The organism is Pantoea sp. DY-15, from assembly GCF_019795935.1.
GTDB lineage: Bacteria > Pseudomonadota > Gammaproteobacteria > Enterobacterales > Enterobacteriaceae > Pantoea > Pantoea leporis.
The window spans coordinates 762,209-777,454 of record NZ_JAIMIF010000001.1 but is presented as its reverse complement, the minus strand read 5'-3'; the positions used below and the strand labels follow the sequence as shown (position 1 = coordinate 777,454).

At 51.2% G+C, this 15,246-nt stretch carries 19 protein-coding genes; 13 read left to right on the top strand and 6 right to left on the bottom strand.

The features are described 5' to 3' along the window. Window positions 1–10: 10 nt before the first annotated feature. On the bottom strand, window positions 11–952 hold the full coding sequence (locus tag K5Y32_RS03790; protein ID WP_222181828.1) for a D-ribose ABC transporter substrate-binding protein: 942 nt from the start codon (window positions 950–952) through the stop codon (window positions 11–13). A 183-nt stretch (window positions 953–1,135) separates the two neighbouring features. Here K5Y32_RS03790 and K5Y32_RS03785 point away from each other — a divergent pair, with 183 nt between their 5' ends. Continuing rightward, on the top strand, window positions 1,136–2,080 hold the full coding sequence (locus K5Y32_RS03785) for a sugar-binding transcriptional regulator (RefSeq protein WP_137385584.1): 945 nt from the start codon (window positions 1,136–1,138) through the stop codon (window positions 2,078–2,080). A 52-nt stretch (window positions 2,081–2,132) separates the two neighbouring features. Here the strand turns inward: K5Y32_RS03785 and emtA are convergent, their stop codons facing one another. Continuing rightward, the gene (emtA, locus tag K5Y32_RS03780; RefSeq protein WP_222181827.1) at window positions 2,133–2,762 is read right to left on the bottom strand and encodes a membrane-bound lytic murein transglycosylase EmtA; all 630 of its coding nucleotides are present in this window, start codon (window positions 2,760–2,762) and stop codon (window positions 2,133–2,135) included. Window positions 2,763–2,925: 163 nt separating this feature from the next. Here emtA and ldcA point away from each other — a divergent pair, with 163 nt between their 5' ends. Both ldcA and K5Y32_RS03770 read left to right on the top strand, forming a co-directional pair. Further along, window positions 2,926–3,849, top strand: coding sequence for a muramoyltetrapeptide carboxypeptidase (ldcA, locus tag K5Y32_RS03775; RefSeq protein WP_222181826.1), 924 nt, complete (start codon window positions 2,926–2,928; stop codon window positions 3,847–3,849). Between the two features lie 23 nt (window positions 3,850–3,872). Further along, window positions 3,873–4,535: an MBL fold metallo-hydrolase gene (locus K5Y32_RS03770; protein ID WP_222181825.1), complete on the top strand. Its 663-nt coding sequence runs from the start codon at window positions 3,873–3,875 to the stop codon at window positions 4,533–4,535. 1 nt (window position 4,536) lies between these two features. Here K5Y32_RS03770 and K5Y32_RS03765 read toward each other — a convergent pair whose 3' ends face one another. Both K5Y32_RS03765 and K5Y32_RS03760 read right to left on the bottom strand, forming a co-directional pair. After that, a complete protein-coding gene (locus tag K5Y32_RS03765; protein ID WP_222181824.1) occupies window positions 4,537–4,920 on the bottom strand; it encodes a hypothetical protein in 384 nt (127 codons plus the stop codon). A 129-nt stretch (window positions 4,921–5,049) separates the two neighbouring features. Next, window positions 5,050–5,229, bottom strand: a complete 180-nt coding sequence (locus tag K5Y32_RS03760) for a hypothetical protein (protein WP_008108187.1) — start codon at window positions 5,227–5,229, stop codon at window positions 5,050–5,052. Between the two features lie 199 nt (window positions 5,230–5,428). Between K5Y32_RS03760 and K5Y32_RS03755 the strand changes: the two genes are divergently transcribed. The 3 genes from K5Y32_RS03755 (at window position 5,429) to K5Y32_RS03745 (ending at window position 6,770) form a co-directional block, all read left to right on the top strand. Then, on the top strand, window positions 5,429–5,758 hold the full coding sequence (locus tag K5Y32_RS03755) for a hypothetical protein (RefSeq protein ID WP_222181823.1): 330 nt from the start codon (window positions 5,429–5,431) through the stop codon (window positions 5,756–5,758). Between the two features lie 61 nt (window positions 5,759–5,819). After that, a complete protein-coding gene (locus K5Y32_RS03750) occupies window positions 5,820–6,371 on the top strand; it encodes a hypothetical protein (RefSeq protein ID WP_222182882.1) in 552 nt (183 codons plus the stop codon). Window positions 6,372–6,521: 150 nt separating this feature from the next. After that, a complete protein-coding gene (locus K5Y32_RS03745) occupies window positions 6,522–6,770 on the top strand; it encodes a CsbD family protein (protein ID WP_007891510.1) in 249 nt (82 codons plus the stop codon). Between the two features lie 52 nt (window positions 6,771–6,822). On the opposite strand, the gene K5Y32_RS03740 is transcribed toward K5Y32_RS03745, so the two are convergent. Continuing rightward, window positions 6,823–7,020, bottom strand: a complete 198-nt coding sequence (locus K5Y32_RS03740; protein WP_222181822.1) for a DUF6404 family protein — start codon at window positions 7,018–7,020, stop codon at window positions 6,823–6,825. 204 nt (window positions 7,021–7,224) lie between these two features. On the opposite strand from K5Y32_RS03740, the gene K5Y32_RS03735 reads away from it, so the two are divergent. The 4 genes from K5Y32_RS03735 to K5Y32_RS03720 all read left to right on the top strand — a co-directional run bounded on the left by K5Y32_RS03735 (window position 7,225) and on the right by K5Y32_RS03720 (window position 11,450). Further along, a complete protein-coding gene (locus K5Y32_RS03735; RefSeq protein WP_217546926.1) occupies window positions 7,225–8,481 on the top strand; it encodes a mechanosensitive ion channel family protein in 1,257 nt (418 codons plus the stop codon). A 175-nt stretch (window positions 8,482–8,656) separates the two neighbouring features. Next, window positions 8,657–9,016: a GtrA family protein gene (locus K5Y32_RS03730; RefSeq protein ID WP_192413622.1), complete on the top strand. Its 360-nt coding sequence runs from the start codon at window positions 8,657–8,659 to the stop codon at window positions 9,014–9,016. Further along, complete coding sequence (locus tag K5Y32_RS03725) at window positions 9,013–9,939, top strand: glycosyltransferase family 2 protein (RefSeq protein ID WP_222181821.1); 927 nt, start codon at window positions 9,013–9,015, stop codon at window positions 9,937–9,939. Before K5Y32_RS03730 ends, K5Y32_RS03725 begins: the two co-directional genes overlap by 4 nt. Further along, window positions 9,933–11,450: a hypothetical protein gene (locus tag K5Y32_RS03720; protein ID WP_222181820.1), complete on the top strand. Its 1,518-nt coding sequence runs from the start codon at window positions 9,933–9,935 to the stop codon at window positions 11,448–11,450. Before K5Y32_RS03725 ends, K5Y32_RS03720 begins: the two co-directional genes overlap by 7 nt. A gap of 84 nt (window positions 11,451–11,534) precedes the next feature. Here the strand turns inward: K5Y32_RS03720 and icd are convergent, their stop codons facing one another. Beyond that, window positions 11,535–12,785 carry an NADP-dependent isocitrate dehydrogenase gene (gene icd / locus K5Y32_RS03715; protein ID WP_064740914.1) on the bottom strand — a complete coding sequence of 417 codons (1,251 nt, stop codon included), beginning with the start codon at window positions 12,783–12,785 and terminating at the stop codon, window positions 11,535–11,537. Between the two features lie 131 nt (window positions 12,786–12,916). On the opposite strand from icd, the gene rluE reads away from it, so the two are divergent. From rluE to mnmA, 3 genes are read left to right on the top strand one after another with little or no spacing between them, the layout of a single operon-like run. Further along, entirely contained in the window at window positions 12,917–13,555 is a 639-nt protein-coding gene (rluE, locus tag K5Y32_RS03710; protein WP_370581444.1) for a 23S rRNA pseudouridine(2457) synthase RluE, read from the top strand. Between the two features lie 30 nt (window positions 13,556–13,585). Then, the gene (locus tag K5Y32_RS03705; RefSeq protein WP_101760804.1) at window positions 13,586–14,059 is read left to right on the top strand and encodes an NUDIX domain-containing protein; all 474 of its coding nucleotides are present in this window, start codon (window positions 13,586–13,588) and stop codon (window positions 14,057–14,059) included. Between the two features lie 42 nt (window positions 14,060–14,101). Beyond that, entirely contained in the window at window positions 14,102–15,214 is a 1,113-nt protein-coding gene (gene mnmA, locus K5Y32_RS03700) for a tRNA 2-thiouridine(34) synthase MnmA (protein ID WP_110865945.1), read from the top strand. The last annotated feature ends 32 nt before the right edge of the window (window positions 15,215–15,246 follow it).

Genomic DNA, 15,246 nt, shown 5'->3' with positions numbered 1-15,246 from the left:
GACCTCCATCTTATTGCGCCAGCTTGAAGGTTTTCAGCTTCGCGGCGTTGCTGTCGTCAATCAGCACGCAATCCATCAGCTGCTTCTCCTCTTTCTGCGCTTTGCCGTTTTTCAGATAGTAATCCACCTGCTCGACGGCCATCTGCGCCTGATCCCAGCCCGGCTGCAGCACGGTGGCTTTGATGTTGCCTTTATTGATGATGGAGTCGCGGGTGTAATCGCTGCCGTCGAAGCCGACCACAATCACATTGGTTTTGCCCGCCGCTTTCAGCGCCGCTTCCGCACCCAGCGCCATGGTGTCGTTACCGGAGATCACGCCGACGATGTTGGGGTTCTTCTGCAGAATGGTTTCCATGCGGCTGAAGGCTTCAGTCTGGCTCCAGTTGGCACTTTGCTGCGCCACCATTTTCAAATCGGGATAATCATCCAGCACGTCGTGATAACCCTGCGAACGTACGCCCGCATTGGTATCTGACTCTTTTCCCAGCAGCTCGACGTAATCCCCTTTGCCGTTCAGCAGCTTGGCAAACTTCTCGGCACCGAGCTGTGCGCCCTGATAGTTGTTGGAGACGATTTGCGCCACGGCGATGCCGGTTTTGTTGATTTCGCGGTCGATGAGGAAGGTAGGAATGCCGGCATCTTTCGCTTTTTGCACCGGGCCAACCGTGGCATCCGCACCGGCGTTATCAAGGATGATGGCTTTGGCTTTGCGCGCGATGGCGGTTTCAATCAACTGATTTTGCTTATTAACGTCATCATCGTGTGAAGCCACCAGCGTGGTGTAACCGAGCGCTTTGGCTTTCTCTTGTGCGCCGTCGGCTTCAGCTTTAAAGAACGGGTTGTCATGCGATGGCGTAATGATGGCCAGCAACCCCTTATCCGCCGCCAGCGACGCCGCCGAGATCATCATGATTGAAGCAAGTAGAGAGACTTTGAGGACAGAGGCTTTCATTTGTTATCTCCGATTGAATATATATTCAATTGCGATTTTATATGCATAATGACTATGCGCTGGCTTTCTGAGCACGTCCATTGCCCGATCCTCAAAAAGCGAAAACGATCACAAAATGTTCTGCGTTGTTATTTATGACAGGCTGATTAACAATACCAGGCAGGTTAAGAGAGAGAAAAAACCATGGCAAAACAGGATGAACAGCGGCTGATGGTGAAGATCGCCACGCTTTATTATGTGGAAGGCAGGAAGCAGTCCGACATTGCGCAGCTGTTGAAGCTGTCGCAATCTTTTGTGTCGCGCATCCTTAATCGCAGCGTGAAAGAAGGTGTAGTGAAGATCAGCGTGGTGCCGCCGGCCAATGTGTTCCCTGAGCTGGAAAAAGCCATTGAGCAGCTCTATCAACTGCCACAGGTGATTGTGGTGGATGTGCCGGATCAGGCTTCCGCATTGCAGATCAAACAGGCGATCGGTTCCGCCGCCGCGCACTATCTGGAAACGCGGGTGCGTGCCGATGAGCTGATTGGCATTTCCTCCTGGAGCGGCACCATTCGCGCCATGGTCGATGCGCTGCATCCGCTCAGCGCGCCGTGCCAAGGCGTCATTCAGCTACTGGGCGGCGTGGGCGCCAACGGCAATGTGCAGGCCACGATTCTGACGCAGAATCTCGCGGCGCTGCTGGGTTGTCCGGCGTGGCTGCTGCCGTCGCAATCAATCGAACACTCGGTAAAGGATCGCCAGCGTTTATCGGTTAATCCCGATGTCGCGGTGGTACTGGAAAAGTTTGATCAGGTGGACCTGGCGATTGTCGGCATCGGCGATCTCGAGCCGTCCGCCCTGCTGCGTAATTCCGGCAACTATTACGACGGTGAGATGCTGCAAACGCTGGCTGAACGCGGCGCGGTGGGCGATATCTGCCTGCACTATTTCGATGCCGACGGTCAACCGGTGCTGAGCGCAGAGGAAGATCCGGTAATTGGTATGGAGTTGGCGCAGGTAAAACGCTGTCCGCAGGTGGTGGCGTTAGCGGGCGGCAAAGAGAAAGCGCAGGCGATTCGCGGGGCGTTGCGCGGCGGTTATGTGCAGGTGTTGATTGTGGATTATCCGACGGCGCGATTGTTGGTGTAGCGGCGCAATTCATTGCGTCATAAATCGCGCCGCAACAGATAGGTGTACAGCATCAACCGATGGTACGGTAGGCGGTGGTGACTTTCCATAAATAACGCGGGGCCTGCGCCGCCGGATGCTTATTCTGTACGTGCTGGTAAAACTCGTCCGGCGTCATGGCGTTAATCATCGCAATTGCACGCTCGCGGTCACGCGAGAAGGTACGCAGCAAGGCACCGGCACCGTTGGCGTAGGAGACAATGGTGGCGTAACGCAGCGTCAGCGGATCGCGAATTCCGGCTAAGGCGGAATCCTGCAGAATTTTCAGGTAAGCCGCGCCAATATCGATGTTCTTGGCCGGATCGCGCAACTCGGACGAGGATGGCTGACCATGACGGCCCTGGGTGCGATAGACTTCGCGGCCCGCGGTCGAGGCCTTAATTTGCATCAGACCAACCGCATTGGAACGGCTCACCACGGTGGGATTGCCTCCGGATTCGACACTAATAATGGCGCTGATTAACTTCTCATCAACGCCATAATGACTGGCGGCATCTTCGGTAAACATTGACCATGCATCATTTACTTTCGACGGCGGTGCCTGAGTTAACGGCGTATTCTTCTCGGGCAGTGCCGGTTTTTCCGGCTCGCTGGAACAGCCAGCAAGCAGCAGTGCAGAAAGCATAAGTAGGCGAATTTTCACTGATTTTTGGTTCCGCAATAGGGTTGGCGCAAGCTATCATACCTGGCGCAGCGCGATGCAAAATTACCGTTTATCCTAAATCGGTAAAAAACCTTATGCTACCGTGACTTCGATAACGCATTTCGTCATCATCAGCAGGCCACTCTACAGCAGGATGGAAGTTATGGTTACTCCCCGCACGCTACGTCTCATCGCCCCTTCCGGTTATTGCCACAATCAGGACGCCGCCCAGCGCGCGGTGAGTCGTTTACAGGCTGCTGGCCATCATCTTGACAATCTATCGGCGATCACCCGCCGCTTTCAACGCTTTGCCGGCGATGATGCGCAGCGGCTGAATGATATCAATGCGCTGGCCACGCTGGAGCCGCTGCCTGATATCGTGCTGGCGGTGCGTGGCGGCTACGGCGCTTCACGTTTGCTTGATAAGATCGATTACGTTGGCCTGCAACGTCGATTGCTCAATCAACCAGTAGCGCTGTGCGGCCACAGCGATTTCACCGCGCTGCAGCTGGCGTTACTGGCGCAAATCGGGCTGATCACCTTCAGCGGGCCGATGCTGGCGGGTAACTTCGGCGCCGAGGCATTATCTGATTTTACCGAATCGCACTTTTGGCAAACGCTGACATCACCTACAGTCAATCTAAGCTGGCGCAGCACCAGCCCGGATCACGGCCGCTGGCAAGGCACTTTATGGGGCGGCAATTTAGCGATGATTTGCTCGCTGATTGGTACGCCGTGGATGCCGCAAATTGAAGGCGGGATTCTGGTGATCGAAGATGTGAACGAACATCCGTTCCGTATCGAGCGCATGCTGATTCAGCTGCAGCAGAGTGGCATTTTGTCGCGCCAGCAAGCGATTATTACCGGCAGCTTTACCAGCACATCGCTGTCGGCGTATAACAACGGTTTTGATTTTGCCACCGTATGGCAGCGCATTCGTGACGAGTTTCAGATTCCCGTGATTAGCGATCTGGCTTTTGGACACGATGCCGATACCGTGACGCTGCCGCTGGGCGCTAGCGCCACGTTGCAGATCGAGAATGGAGAAGCACAGTTCGCCTTCACCGGCCACCCGACATTGCGCTAACGTGTTGCCGCAGGAGACCGACAATGAAGCCACTGTACGACGATTTGTGGATCTCCACGCCAGAATTCCCCGCCGAAGAGACGGCGAGTGACTTAATGATGCATGGCTTTATGCTGTGCCACCCACGCGGCAATTTATTGATTGGCCGCGTGGAGCATCCGCTCGATCATGAGTTCCTCAACGATGCCGGCGGCGTCATTCGCCACTATTTAACTCACTGGCACGAAGCCGCGCCGGGAGCGATCGCCATTCAGCAGCGCTTTAATAGCGCGCTCTATTGCCACAGTCGTTCGCTCGGGCCGGTCAGTTTGGTGATTGAGCCCGATGAAACTTTCACTCAGCAAGAGACGCACTTCGGCGATTTTCACCTGCTGCCGACGCCCGGACATACGCCCGGCAGCAGCAGCTATCTCTATCACTCGCCGCTCGGCCAAACTTATCTTTTTGTTGGCGATACGCTGACTCGCGATTACAACCGCTGGATCAGCGTGCTGATGCCAGAAAGCAATCCCACTGAACTGCAGCAGTCGCTGGAGCTGTATCGCTCGTTACGTCCCGATGTGGTGTTGATGAGCACCACGCGCGGACATCTTTCGTGGGCTAAGGTGAATTTGCAGAGCTGGCTGGCAGCTATTGATGAGGCGGAGCAGTCACCGCTGGATCTGCGCCAGCGGCAACTGATTTAAATCACGAGTTTGGACGCGCGCTGTCGTCGTAGCGTTCCAGCGACAGAATCTGCGCATCGCGCTTATCGGTGCGGCTGCACGGCAAGAGCTTGTTGCTGTTGGCGTAGACGAAGAACGTTTCATCGTTCTTTTTGTTCACGATTAACTGATCGCCATTACGAAAACGGGTGATGGCAACTTTGTCGCCGCCTTTCAGGCTGGTGCGCTGCTGCCCGGCAGCAATTTGGAAGTGACGCGTCGGCCACATTAAGGTGCTCAAACCATATTCGGCACGCGATACCGTCATGGTGGGACGGCCGGGACAAGTGATTTGATATTCGGTTTCGCTCCAGGCGGGCGCTATCTGACAAGCCAGCATGCCAACGGCCATAACTATCGCCTTCATTGGGTTCTCCGCTGAGGTTAAATGATGATTTCGTGGAGTGATTGGCTTTGCTACTGCATTCCATGAACGTTATCTAACAGCAGCAAAGCCTGGTACATCATACGTGGCGAGATTGTGCGAGAGCAGGAACTACTCAGCGGCCACTTGCGCCGCGACTAACATCAATGCCAGCCCGGCCTCTTCGGCTTCAAAACGCTGCATCACTTCCTGAATGGCCGCTACGCAGTTCATTACCTGCTTCTTTTTGTCGGCTTCTAATTTGTCGATCGCGTGCTGAAGAATCATTAAACTCGCTTCTTCTTCTTTCATTAATTTACCCTTGTTTTGCTTACCTGGTGCGCAACGCTGGCAAGAATACCGTTTATCTGCTAGTAAAGTCACCCCTTTACATTCCTTCCGCTTAACGATTATACAAATGACAAATGGGAAGCAGCGTCAGACCTGCTATGATCCACTTATCAGTACGCATAGGCGTGCCATTGCAAACCAGGGAATGAAGCAGGTGCTCATGTGGCGAATTACGGTTGTACTCACCCTTTTACTGTTAGCTGGCTGCAGTTCCGCACCGAAAGGTGTCGACTGTCCGGGCGAAGTGTCGACGATTTATGGACAATCGATGGGCAACACGCAGGCGCGGATCTTTGATTTGGTGAGCGCCTTCGCCGTATCGCGCGATGGCGTGAAGGTGCAAAGCGGCACGCTGCATTCCACCGATCGCTTTCAGTACGTGCCATCCTCCATCACCGCTGAAGGCTTCTACGCGCAACGTCTCTCTGATAAACAGTTCCGCCTGATCAATCCTTATCAGAACACCATGATTACCTGGACGTGCCCATAAGCCGTGCGTCGCAGCGTGAGATGGTTTATTGTCTGCCCATCTCACGCTGCGGACCTGCATGATGGAAAAGAGTCTGGATAACAACGGCTATATCGATTTCCCCTTCCCGGCCAGCACCAATGCGGATGGCTCGGTGAATCCCTGTGGATTCGACCTGACGCTGGAAACCGATCGCATTGATGAGATCACCGCCGGTAAAAATTCTGAAAATATGCGGCGTCTGCTGGAAGAAGTGAATCTGCAGGATGGCTTGTTTATGACGCTGGCCTGCGACTGGCAGCAGCGTGACGATGGCGTGTGCGGATTTATCGATGTGGCATTTCGTCCGACGGTGGCAGGCTCCAATACGGAAGAGACACAAAGCCTCGATCAGGCGTTTGAAATCTACCTCAGCCGCCAGGAGAAGCAGCACAACATGCAGAGCGGCACGCTGATCAATTACGCGCGCGCCGTGCTTGATTGGGGTTGGTCACCGCTGCAGCAGCGCCACATGCGCTACGAAAAAGTGACTTTGCGCTATTACTGCCAGCAGGCCGACGATGCCGAATGGTGTTTTGATCATCTGCGCCACTTTTTGGTCAGCTGGTATCCGGCTTATCGCGGTAAGTCATAAGACCAGATATACACGCTCCCGCCTTTCTGCTGCGCGCAGAATTTTCGCGTACTGCAAACTGCTGTTACAACCTTTACCGCTGCGTCATTTGCTGCCTGCAGTTTCTCTGACTACGCTTTACAGGACATTCACCACGATCAGGGAGTAATTATGAGTGACAAAGCGGAAGCAAAATTGAATGAAGCGGCAGGTGCCGTTCAGGAAAAATTTGGCGAATTCACCGGTTCACGCCGTCAGCAAGCCAAAGGTGCGGCGCGTCGTTATCCGGCTCAGGCCAGCTATGCGGTTCAGGATGCAGCGGATTGTGTGGTGAAATCGGTGCGCGATAATCCCGCGACCGGCCTGGCAGTTGCAGCCAGCATTGGTGTAATTGTCGGTTTTCTGCTCGGACGTAAGTAATCCGTCATAACGGGGCCGTGTTGGCCCCGTTGTTGGTTGTTCTTTTACAGCATCAAGCCTGCGAACGCCGCGCCTTATAGCGCGCGACCATGGTCATCAACGCCTGATAAATTAATCCCGCGTATAAACTCATCACGATCACCATGCCGATTTCTTTGCTCTGCGCCTGCCACGAAACAAACCACATAAAAATGCCCCACAACAGGGAAAACAGCAGCCAGCCTTTGACGAACTTGATTACACCTTGCATACCACCTCCTCAAACGTAAGCGCTGAAGATAGCGGTTTAGTCTCTGATACACACTGCCATCAATACGTAAATGTTAACTGATTCAAAATTCTGCGAAAGGGAATGTAAACCAACGATGATGTAGAATATTGCGCACGCGTCGCATATCGCCATCGGCGCGTTTATGTTTGAATTCCCGCCAACACTGTCCGGCATGTGGTTGAAATGAATTATTTAAGCAAGATACAAAGTTTTATTGAGGGCAACACGGTGCTGTCGGCCGCTTTTAGCCTGGTGTTATTGATGTTTGCCGGCATGATCGCCCATCTGATCTGTAAATTCTTCATCGTTAAGGTGGTCAGAAAGGTGTTCTTCAGCACGCACAAAAATCAGGTGCCGCTGGATAAGGACGTCAGGCTGTCGGAGAAGCTCTCTAACTTTATCCCGGTGATCACGGTCTATTATCTGCTGCAGTTTATGCCGGATTTACCGGAGCATCTGCTGATCGCGATAAAGACCATCTGCGGCATTCTGTTCTTCGTCTATTTATCGCTGTTCTTTACCGAAGTGCTGGAGATCGTTAATAACTCCTATTCGAAAAAAGCCAAACGCAAAAATCATTCGATCAAGGGTTATATCCAGGTCGGCAAGATTCTGGTGCACATTATTTCGGCGATCATGATTCTGGCGATTATGTCGAATAAATCGCCGGTGATTATTATCTCCAGTTTGGGTGCGGTAGCGGCGGTATTGATGTTGGTGTTCCAGCACACGCTAATGTCGCTGGTGGCGAATATTCAGGTGTCATCGAACGATGTGCTGCAACTCGGCGACTGGATTGAGATGCCGGATAACGGCATCAGCGGCGAAGTGATCGATATCGCGCTGCATACCATCACTATTCGCAACTGGGACAATACGCTGTCGCGCATCCCCACCAAAAACTTCCTCACCGAAACCTACACCAACTGGCAGGCGATGTTCTCCTCCGGCGCGCGCCGTATTATGCGCAGTTTCCATCTCGATCAGATGTCGATACGTTTTCTCGATCACGAGATGGTGCAGCAGATGAGCCAAATCCGCGGTGTCAGTGAGCAACTCTCGGCGCTGATGGATGGCCGCGACAGCAATGCGGTGGGCGAACGCTGGTTTGCAGAAAACGGCATCACCAATCTGACGGTGTTTCGTAAATACCTTACAGCGTGGCTTTCGCAGCGCGACGATATCAAGAAAGATATGTATATCGTGGTGCGCGCCATGAAGCCTTCGCCAGAGGGCTTGCCGGTCGAGGTTTATTGCTTCACCTCGTCAGTGCTGTGGGTGGATTACGAGGATTCGCAGTCGGCCATTTTTGAGTATATTTACGCGATTGTCGGTCACTTCTCGCTGCGGATGTATCAGCAACCGGGCGGCAGCGATTTCTGGCGGCTGTCGCAGGAGCGTGCTCAAATCGCTAAACACAATGAGCAGCAAGTCGATTAATGCATAAAAAAACGGAAGCGATTAGCTTCCGTTTTTTTCTGATGATGAGTGAATAGCCTGAGCTTATGGCATATCGGTGAAGACGCTGATTTTTCAACTTTATTTATTGTACCCCTGCATGTAAAATTCGCATCTATTTTGCAAATAATGATGTCGTCATGGCTAATATTTCACTATGTTGAAATTATTCTCACGTTTTTTATCAGTTGGCATCATTAACACCCTGATTCATTGGATGGTGTTTGCAGCCCTGTATTGTCTTAATACCCGCCAATGGCTGGCTAATCTGTTGGCTTTCATTGTCGCGGTAACATTTTCATTTTTTGCCAATGCACGCTGGACGTTTAAAGCCGAAGCGACAACTTTTCGCTATGTCATCTTCGTGGCCTTTATGGGCATGATGGCCGCAGGCATTGGCAGTTTCGCCGATCATACGCATATTAATCCGATTATTACGCTTATTTCATTTTCAATAATAAGCCTGGTATTCGGCTTCATCTATTCAAACTTTATTGTTTTTAAGGTGAAAAAATGAAAATTTCCCTGGTCGTTCCCGTCTTCAATGAAGAAGACGCAATACCGGTATTTTATCGGGAAGTGAGAGAAAAACTCACAGAATTTGATATTGAAATTCTCTTTATCAATGATGGTAGTAAAGATTCAACGGAAAAAGTCATCAGTGCTCTCGCCGATAATGACCCTGCAATTAAAGCGATTAATTTTACGCGCAATTTTGGCAAAGAGCCGGCTTTACTCGCCGGACTGGAACATGCTAGTGGCGATGTAGTAATCCCTATTGATGTAGATCTTCAGGACCCTATCGATGTTATCCCAAAGCTTATCAGTAAATGGCAGGAAGGATGGCAGGTGGTTCTGGCAAAACGCATAGATCGTACCAGTGACAGCAATTTTAAGCGAAAAACTGCTGAGTGGTTCTACAGACTTCACAATAAAATCAGTCACCCTAAAATTGAGGAGAATGTAGGAGATTTTAGACTCCTCTCGCGTGAGACAGTTGAAAACATCAAACAACTGCAAGAAAGAAATTTATTTATGAAAGGCCTTCTGAGCTGGGTTGAGGGTGATACGGCGATTGTTGAGTATTCACGTGTCGAACGCAAAAGCGGTGAGAGCAAATTTAATGGTTGGAAGTTATGGAATTTAGCTCTGGAAGGTTTCACAAGTTTTTCAACCTTCCCTTTGAGAGTTTGGACCTATATCGGTTTCACCGTTGCTGCCATCTCCTTTATTTACGGTTTATGGATGATTATGGACAAGCTTATCTGGGGAAATTCCGTAGCCGGTTACCCCTCAATTTTGGTATCCATTCTTTTTCTGGGTGGCATTCAGTTAATTGGCATTGGCGTTTTGGGCGAGTATATCGGCAGAATATATATCGAAACCAAGAAAAGACCACGATATTTAATTAAGAACTCTAAAGGGATTAAGAAATGTTAAGTTCACAACAAATGAAGCGAATGATATGGTTACTTCTAATTGCATTCACTTTTGTAGCCTCATGGTATTTAACCTTCCGCTACTTTCCTTTTGAGCCGGATGTTGCTAACAGCCCGCTGGTATGGCGAGGTTTTTTAACTGAAGGATTTTCAGTTTTTAAGGATTGGTATCCAACGCCGGATAACTGGTACTTTACAGTTTATCCTATAAACTTTATTTTCTTCAGCTTACTTTCCAGTGATGGGCGTTTCGCGCTGACCTTATCAACAATGTTCTTTATATTCATCACACCGCTCATTGTTGCTGTTATTGTCAATGTAACTAACAAAAAAATTAGCTTTATATTCGCCCCTATCCTCATTATCTCATTGCCCGCTTACTGCTATATTTACGGTTTTATCGCGCATCCTTTTTCACATTACTCCACTAACTTTTTTGGCATCGTTGTATTTGCACTCTGCTTTTTTAACCTCAAAAAGCAATCGACCGCCATCTGCCTGCTTTACAGCTTATTATCCCTGCTTGCTGCCGTTTCAGATCCGTGGTTTGCAGCAACATATTTCCTTCCACTTTTACTGACACATTTCTATTTCACATGGCAGAAAATTATCACAAAAAAAATCAGCATAATTTATCTAATCACATTCATTTTTACTATGATTCATGCCGTGCCGCGTTGGCTGCACATTCCTATTCAGCAATTTGAGTTAGTGCCATTTTCGCAATGGTCTGTCAACATTGAATGGGTTATTCATGTAATGGGCCGCAGTCTCAATTTGTTTTTTTTCGATAATAACATTGCTTATTCCGCTTCATTACTTATTTGGTCAACCTTATTTATTCATGCTTTAATCGTATGCTGGAAAAAAGGAAACCAGTCGCGGTTTATTGCTATTTTCTCATTCCTGAGCGTTGCAGCAATCATCTCATCATTCATAATTGGTTACGACATGCCTTATGAAGGCAGCGCTCGTTTCTTTGTTAACGCCTTTATTTTTCTGATGATGGTAATAACGCTGCGTTTTTCGTTCAAAAGTAATCCTCTTATTGCATTCGTTTTCGCCTTATTCCTCTGCTCTTCTTATTACTCTTACTATAAATATAGTGCCCCTATTGCCGATCAGGAGGCTAAAACCCGGGCTTATATTGACTTTCTTAAGAAGAATAATTTGATGTTTGGCTACAGCGATTATTGGCAACTCGCTAATAATGTCAACTGGTTATCTGAAGAAGAAATTCATATAACCTCAGTCCTTTGGCAGGACAGTTTTCAGATAATGTCTGACAGTCCACGTCGCCAAACAATGCGTTCCTGGCTAAAACCCGATTTTATTCAACAGTCCCCTGAGCGCCAGTTTGTGGCCATACCTGCCGTCGAGACTGCAGATGAAAATAGTGAAGCCAATCGCCGCGTGAACGCCATTCGCAAACAGTTAGGAGCGGCTGATGAAGTGATGACCTTCGAAGGGATGACAATCCTGGTTTATAACCACAGGATTGTGTTTCCATAATTCAACGGGAAACAACATCGTTAATCATCAGACAAAAAAACGGGAGCCATTGGCTCCCGTTATGCTTTCTGCCCGAGTGGCAAATTACATGTTACTAATGATCGCGTCACCAAACTCTGAACATTTCAGCAGTTTAGCGCCTTCCATCAGACGTTCGAAATCGTAGGTCACGGTTTTGTTAGCGATTGCGCCTTCAACACCTTTAACGATTAAGTCAGCCGCTTCGAACCACTCCAGATGACGCAGCATCATTTCAGCTGACAGGATCACTGAACCTGGGTTCACTTTATCCTGACCTGCATACTTCGGTGCTGTACCGTGCGTCGCTTCGAACAGGGCACATTCGTCACCGATGTTGGCGCCTGGTGCAATACCGATACCGCCAACCTGTGCCGCCAGGGCATCAGAGATGTAGTCACCGTTCAGGTTCATACAGGCGATCACGTCGTATTCCGCCGGACGCAGCAGGATCTGCTGCAGGAAGGCGTCGGCGATCACGTCTTTAACGATGATCTCTTTACCGGTGTTCGGGTTCTTGAACTTCATCCACGGGCCGCCATCGATCAGCTCGCCGCCGAACTCTTCTTTCACTAACTGGTAACCCCAGTCTTTGAAAGAACCTTCGGTGAACTTCATGATGTTGCCTTTGTGAACCAGGGTCAGAGAATCACGGTCGTTGGTGATGGTGTATTCAACCGCTGCGCGCACCAGACGTTTAGTGCCCTCTTCCGAGCATGGCTTAACGCCGATACCACACTGCTCAGGGAAGCGAATTTTCTTCACGCCCATCTCTTCGCGCAGGAACTTGATCACTTTATCCGCTTCTGGCGTGCCCGCTTTCCACTCGATACCGGCATAGATATCTTCTGAGTTTTCACGGAAGATCACCATGTCGGTCTCTTCTGGACGCTTAACCGGGCTTGGCGTGCCTTTGTAGTAGCGAACCGGACGCAGACAAACGTACAGATCCAGCTCCTGACGCAGCGCAACGTTCAGAGAACGAATACCGCCACCAACTGGAGTAGTCAGCGGGCCTTTGATGGCAACGCGATATTCTTTGATTAAATCGAGGGTTTCCTGCGGCAGCCAGACGTCCTGGCCGTAGAGTTCTACTGATTTTTCGCCGGTATAAATTTCCATCCAGGAAATTTTTCGCTCGCCGTTGTAGGCTTTCTTCACAGCGGCATCAACCACTTTCAACATTACCGGGGAAACATCAACGCCGATACCGTCACCTTCAATGTAAGGAATAATCGGGTTATTCGGAACATTCAGTTTTCCCTGATCCAGGGTGATTTTTTGACCTTCCGCCGGAACAACTACTTTGCTTTCCATCAACCTCTCCTTCGAGCGATTTTTTGTTAATGATTTGTAAGATGCGGGTCAATACTACTTGATTATTTCCGCTACGCCAATCACCGTAGTTTCGCGCTATAATGCGCCGAATGTTTCCGACTGCAAAGCCCATGCGAAAAACTTCTCAACGAATTCACCAGGATAAGCGCGCAAGCGCCCCGGCACGTAAGCCCGTGCGCCGCGATACCCGTCCGAAAGGCCCAAGACGCGTCATACTCTTTAACAAACCATTCGATGTTTTACCGCAATTCAGTGACGAAGCCGGACGCCGCACGCTGAAGGATTTTGTGCCGGTGAGCGACGTCTACGCCGCTGGCAGACTCGATCGCGACAGCGAAGGATTGATGATTTTGACCAACGATGGCGCGCTGCAGGCCGCGCTGACGCAGCCCGGCAAGCGCACCGGAAAGGTCTATTTTGTGCAGGTGGAAGGTGCGCCGCAGGAATCAGATTTATCCCTGTTACGCAGCGGCGTGACGCTGAACGATGGCCCCACTTTGCCGGCAGGCATTGAGTTGGTGGGCGAGCCAGAGTGGCTGTGGCCGCGCCAGCCGCCGATTCGTGAACGCAAAGCGATTCCCACCAGCTGGCTGAAAATCACCTTGTTTGAGGGACGAAATCGCCAGGTGCGCCGCATGACGGCACACATCGGCTTTCCGACATTGCGCCTGATTCGCTTTGCGATGGGCGAACATCAGTTAGGCGATTTGCCCCCGGGTGAATGGCGCGATATCAGTGCAGCCATTTAATAACTTTTAGTTAACAATTTCGGAGGAAGGATGTTTAAACCTCATGTAACGGTCGCCTGTATCGTGCAGGCACAGGGACATTTGCTGGTGGTTGAAGAGCGCGTGCACGGTCGTATTACCTGGAACCAGCCCGCCGGGCATCTTGAGGCCAATGAAACTCTTCTCGAAGCCGCCCAGCGTGAACTGTTTGAAGAGACCGGCATTGAAGCCAAACCTGAATATTTCCTCGGCGTGCAGCAGTGGATTGCGCCGGACGATACACCTTTTGTGCGTTTCCTGTTTGGCCTCGATCTGGCCGAAAAAGTCGATACCTCGCCGCACGATCGCGACATCGACTGCTGCTGGTGGCTGCCGCCAGAGCAGATTCTGACGGCCAATCGCCTGCGTTCGCCGTTAGTGGCAGAGAGCGTGCGACTGTGGCAACAAGGCGAGCGTTATCCGCTGCATCTGGTCGCGCCGTTCCAGTGGCCGTTTCATGAGGGTGCGCGCCCCGCTTCTGCATGATAGAATGCGCCGCCTGTTTTTATCGTAATTTAAGAGTGCGTCATGTCTGACAACAGCCAGAAAAAAGTGATCGTCGGAATGTCCGGCGGCGTCGATTCTTCCGTTTCCGCCTGGTTACTGCAGCAGCAGGGCTACCAGGTTGAAGGCCTGTTCATGAAGAACTGGGAGGAAGACGATGGCGAGGAGTATTGCACCGCCGCCGATGATCTGGCTGACGCACAAGCCGTGTGTGACAAACTCGGCATCAAACTGCACAAAATCAACTTCGCCGCTGAGTACTGGGATAACGTGTTCGAGCACTTCCTGGAAGAGTACAAAGCCGGCCGCACGCCGAATCCCGACATCCTGTGCAACAAAGAGATCAAGTTCAAAGCCTTCCTCGAATTCGCGGCGGACGATCTCGGCGCAGACTTCATCGCCACCGGCCACTATGTGCGCCGTCAGGATGTTGACGGTCAAAGCCGCTTGCTGCGCGGCCTCGATGGCAACAAAGATCAGAGCTATTTCCTTTACACGCTCAGCCACCAGCAGATCGCGCAAAGCCTGTTCCCGGTTGGCGAACTGGATAAGCCGGAAGTGCGCCGCATCGCTGAGCAGCTGGATCTGATCACCGCGAAGAAGAAAGATTCCACCGGCATCTGCTTTATCGGTGAGCGCAAGTTCCGCGACTTCCTTGGTCGTTATCTGCCTGCGCAGCCGGGCGAAATCGAAACCGTTGACGGCGAAATCGTCGGTGAACATCAGGGCTTGATGTACCACACGCTCGGCCAGCGTAAAGGTCTGGGCATCGGCGGCCGTAAAGAGAGCAACGACGATCCCTGGTATGTGGTCGACAAAGATGTGGCGCGCAATCGCCTGATCGTGGCGCAAGGCGGCGAGCATCCGCGCCTGATGTCCGTGGGGTTGATTGCCCAACAGCTGCACTGGGTTGATCGTCAGCCAATGACCGCGCCGCTGCGCTGCACGGTGAAAACCCGCTATCGCCAGACCGACATTCCGTGTGAAATTATTCCGCACGGCGATGACCGCATTGAAGTCCGTTTTGACGAGCCGGTTGCGGCCGTCACGCCAGGCCAATCCGCCGTATTCTATCTCGGTGAAGTGTGCCTCGGCGGCGGCATTATCGAACAACGCCTGCCTCTGGCAGAAGCCTAAGGTCGGCGCTGCCCGACGCGATGACAGGAGTT

Coding starts and splice junctions, on each gene's coding strand:
- K5Y32_RS03745 (WP_007891510.1), top strand. CDS start 6,522: ATGAGTGACAAAGCGGAAGCAAAATTGAATGAAGCGGCAGGTGCCGTT.
- K5Y32_RS03755 (WP_222181823.1), top strand. CDS start 5,429: ATGTGGCGAATTACGGTTGTACTCACCCTTTTACTGTTAGCTGGCTGC.
- rluE (WP_370581444.1), top strand. CDS start 12,917: ATGCGAAAAACTTCTCAACGAATTCACCAGGATAAGCGCGCAAGCGCC.
- K5Y32_RS03785 (WP_137385584.1), top strand. CDS start 1,136: ATGGCAAAACAGGATGAACAGCGGCTGATGGTGAAGATCGCCACGCTT.
- K5Y32_RS03790 (WP_222181828.1), bottom strand. CDS start 952: ATGAAAGCCTCTGTCCTCAAAGTCTCTCTACTTGCTTCAATCATGATG.
- K5Y32_RS03765 (WP_222181824.1), bottom strand. CDS start 4,920: ATGAAGGCGATAGTTATGGCCGTTGGCATGCTGGCTTGTCAGATAGCG.
- K5Y32_RS03705 (WP_101760804.1), top strand. CDS start 13,586: ATGTTTAAACCTCATGTAACGGTCGCCTGTATCGTGCAGGCACAGGGA.
- K5Y32_RS03735 (WP_217546926.1), top strand. CDS start 7,225: ATGAATTATTTAAGCAAGATACAAAGTTTTATTGAGGGCAACACGGTG.
- K5Y32_RS03720 (WP_222181820.1), top strand. CDS start 9,933: ATGTTAAGTTCACAACAAATGAAGCGAATGATATGGTTACTTCTAATT.
- ldcA (WP_222181826.1), top strand. CDS start 2,926: ATGGTTACTCCCCGCACGCTACGTCTCATCGCCCCTTCCGGTTATTGC.
- K5Y32_RS03770 (WP_222181825.1), top strand. CDS start 3,873: ATGAAGCCACTGTACGACGATTTGTGGATCTCCACGCCAGAATTCCCC.
- K5Y32_RS03750 (WP_222182882.1), top strand. CDS start 5,820: ATGGAAAAGAGTCTGGATAACAACGGCTATATCGATTTCCCCTTCCCG.
- K5Y32_RS03730 (WP_192413622.1), top strand. CDS start 8,657: ATGTTGAAATTATTCTCACGTTTTTTATCAGTTGGCATCATTAACACC.
- K5Y32_RS03740 (WP_222181822.1), bottom strand. CDS start 7,020: ATGCAAGGTGTAATCAAGTTCGTCAAAGGCTGGCTGCTGTTTTCCCTG.
- mnmA (WP_110865945.1), top strand. CDS start 14,102: ATGTCTGACAACAGCCAGAAAAAAGTGATCGTCGGAATGTCCGGCGGC.
- K5Y32_RS03725 (WP_222181821.1), top strand. CDS start 9,013: ATGAAAATTTCCCTGGTCGTTCCCGTCTTCAATGAAGAAGACGCAATA.
- icd (WP_064740914.1), bottom strand. CDS start 12,785: ATGGAAAGCAAAGTAGTTGTTCCGGCGGAAGGTCAAAAAATCACCCTG.
- K5Y32_RS03760 (WP_008108187.1), bottom strand. CDS start 5,229: ATGAAAGAAGAAGAAGCGAGTTTAATGATTCTTCAGCACGCGATCGAC.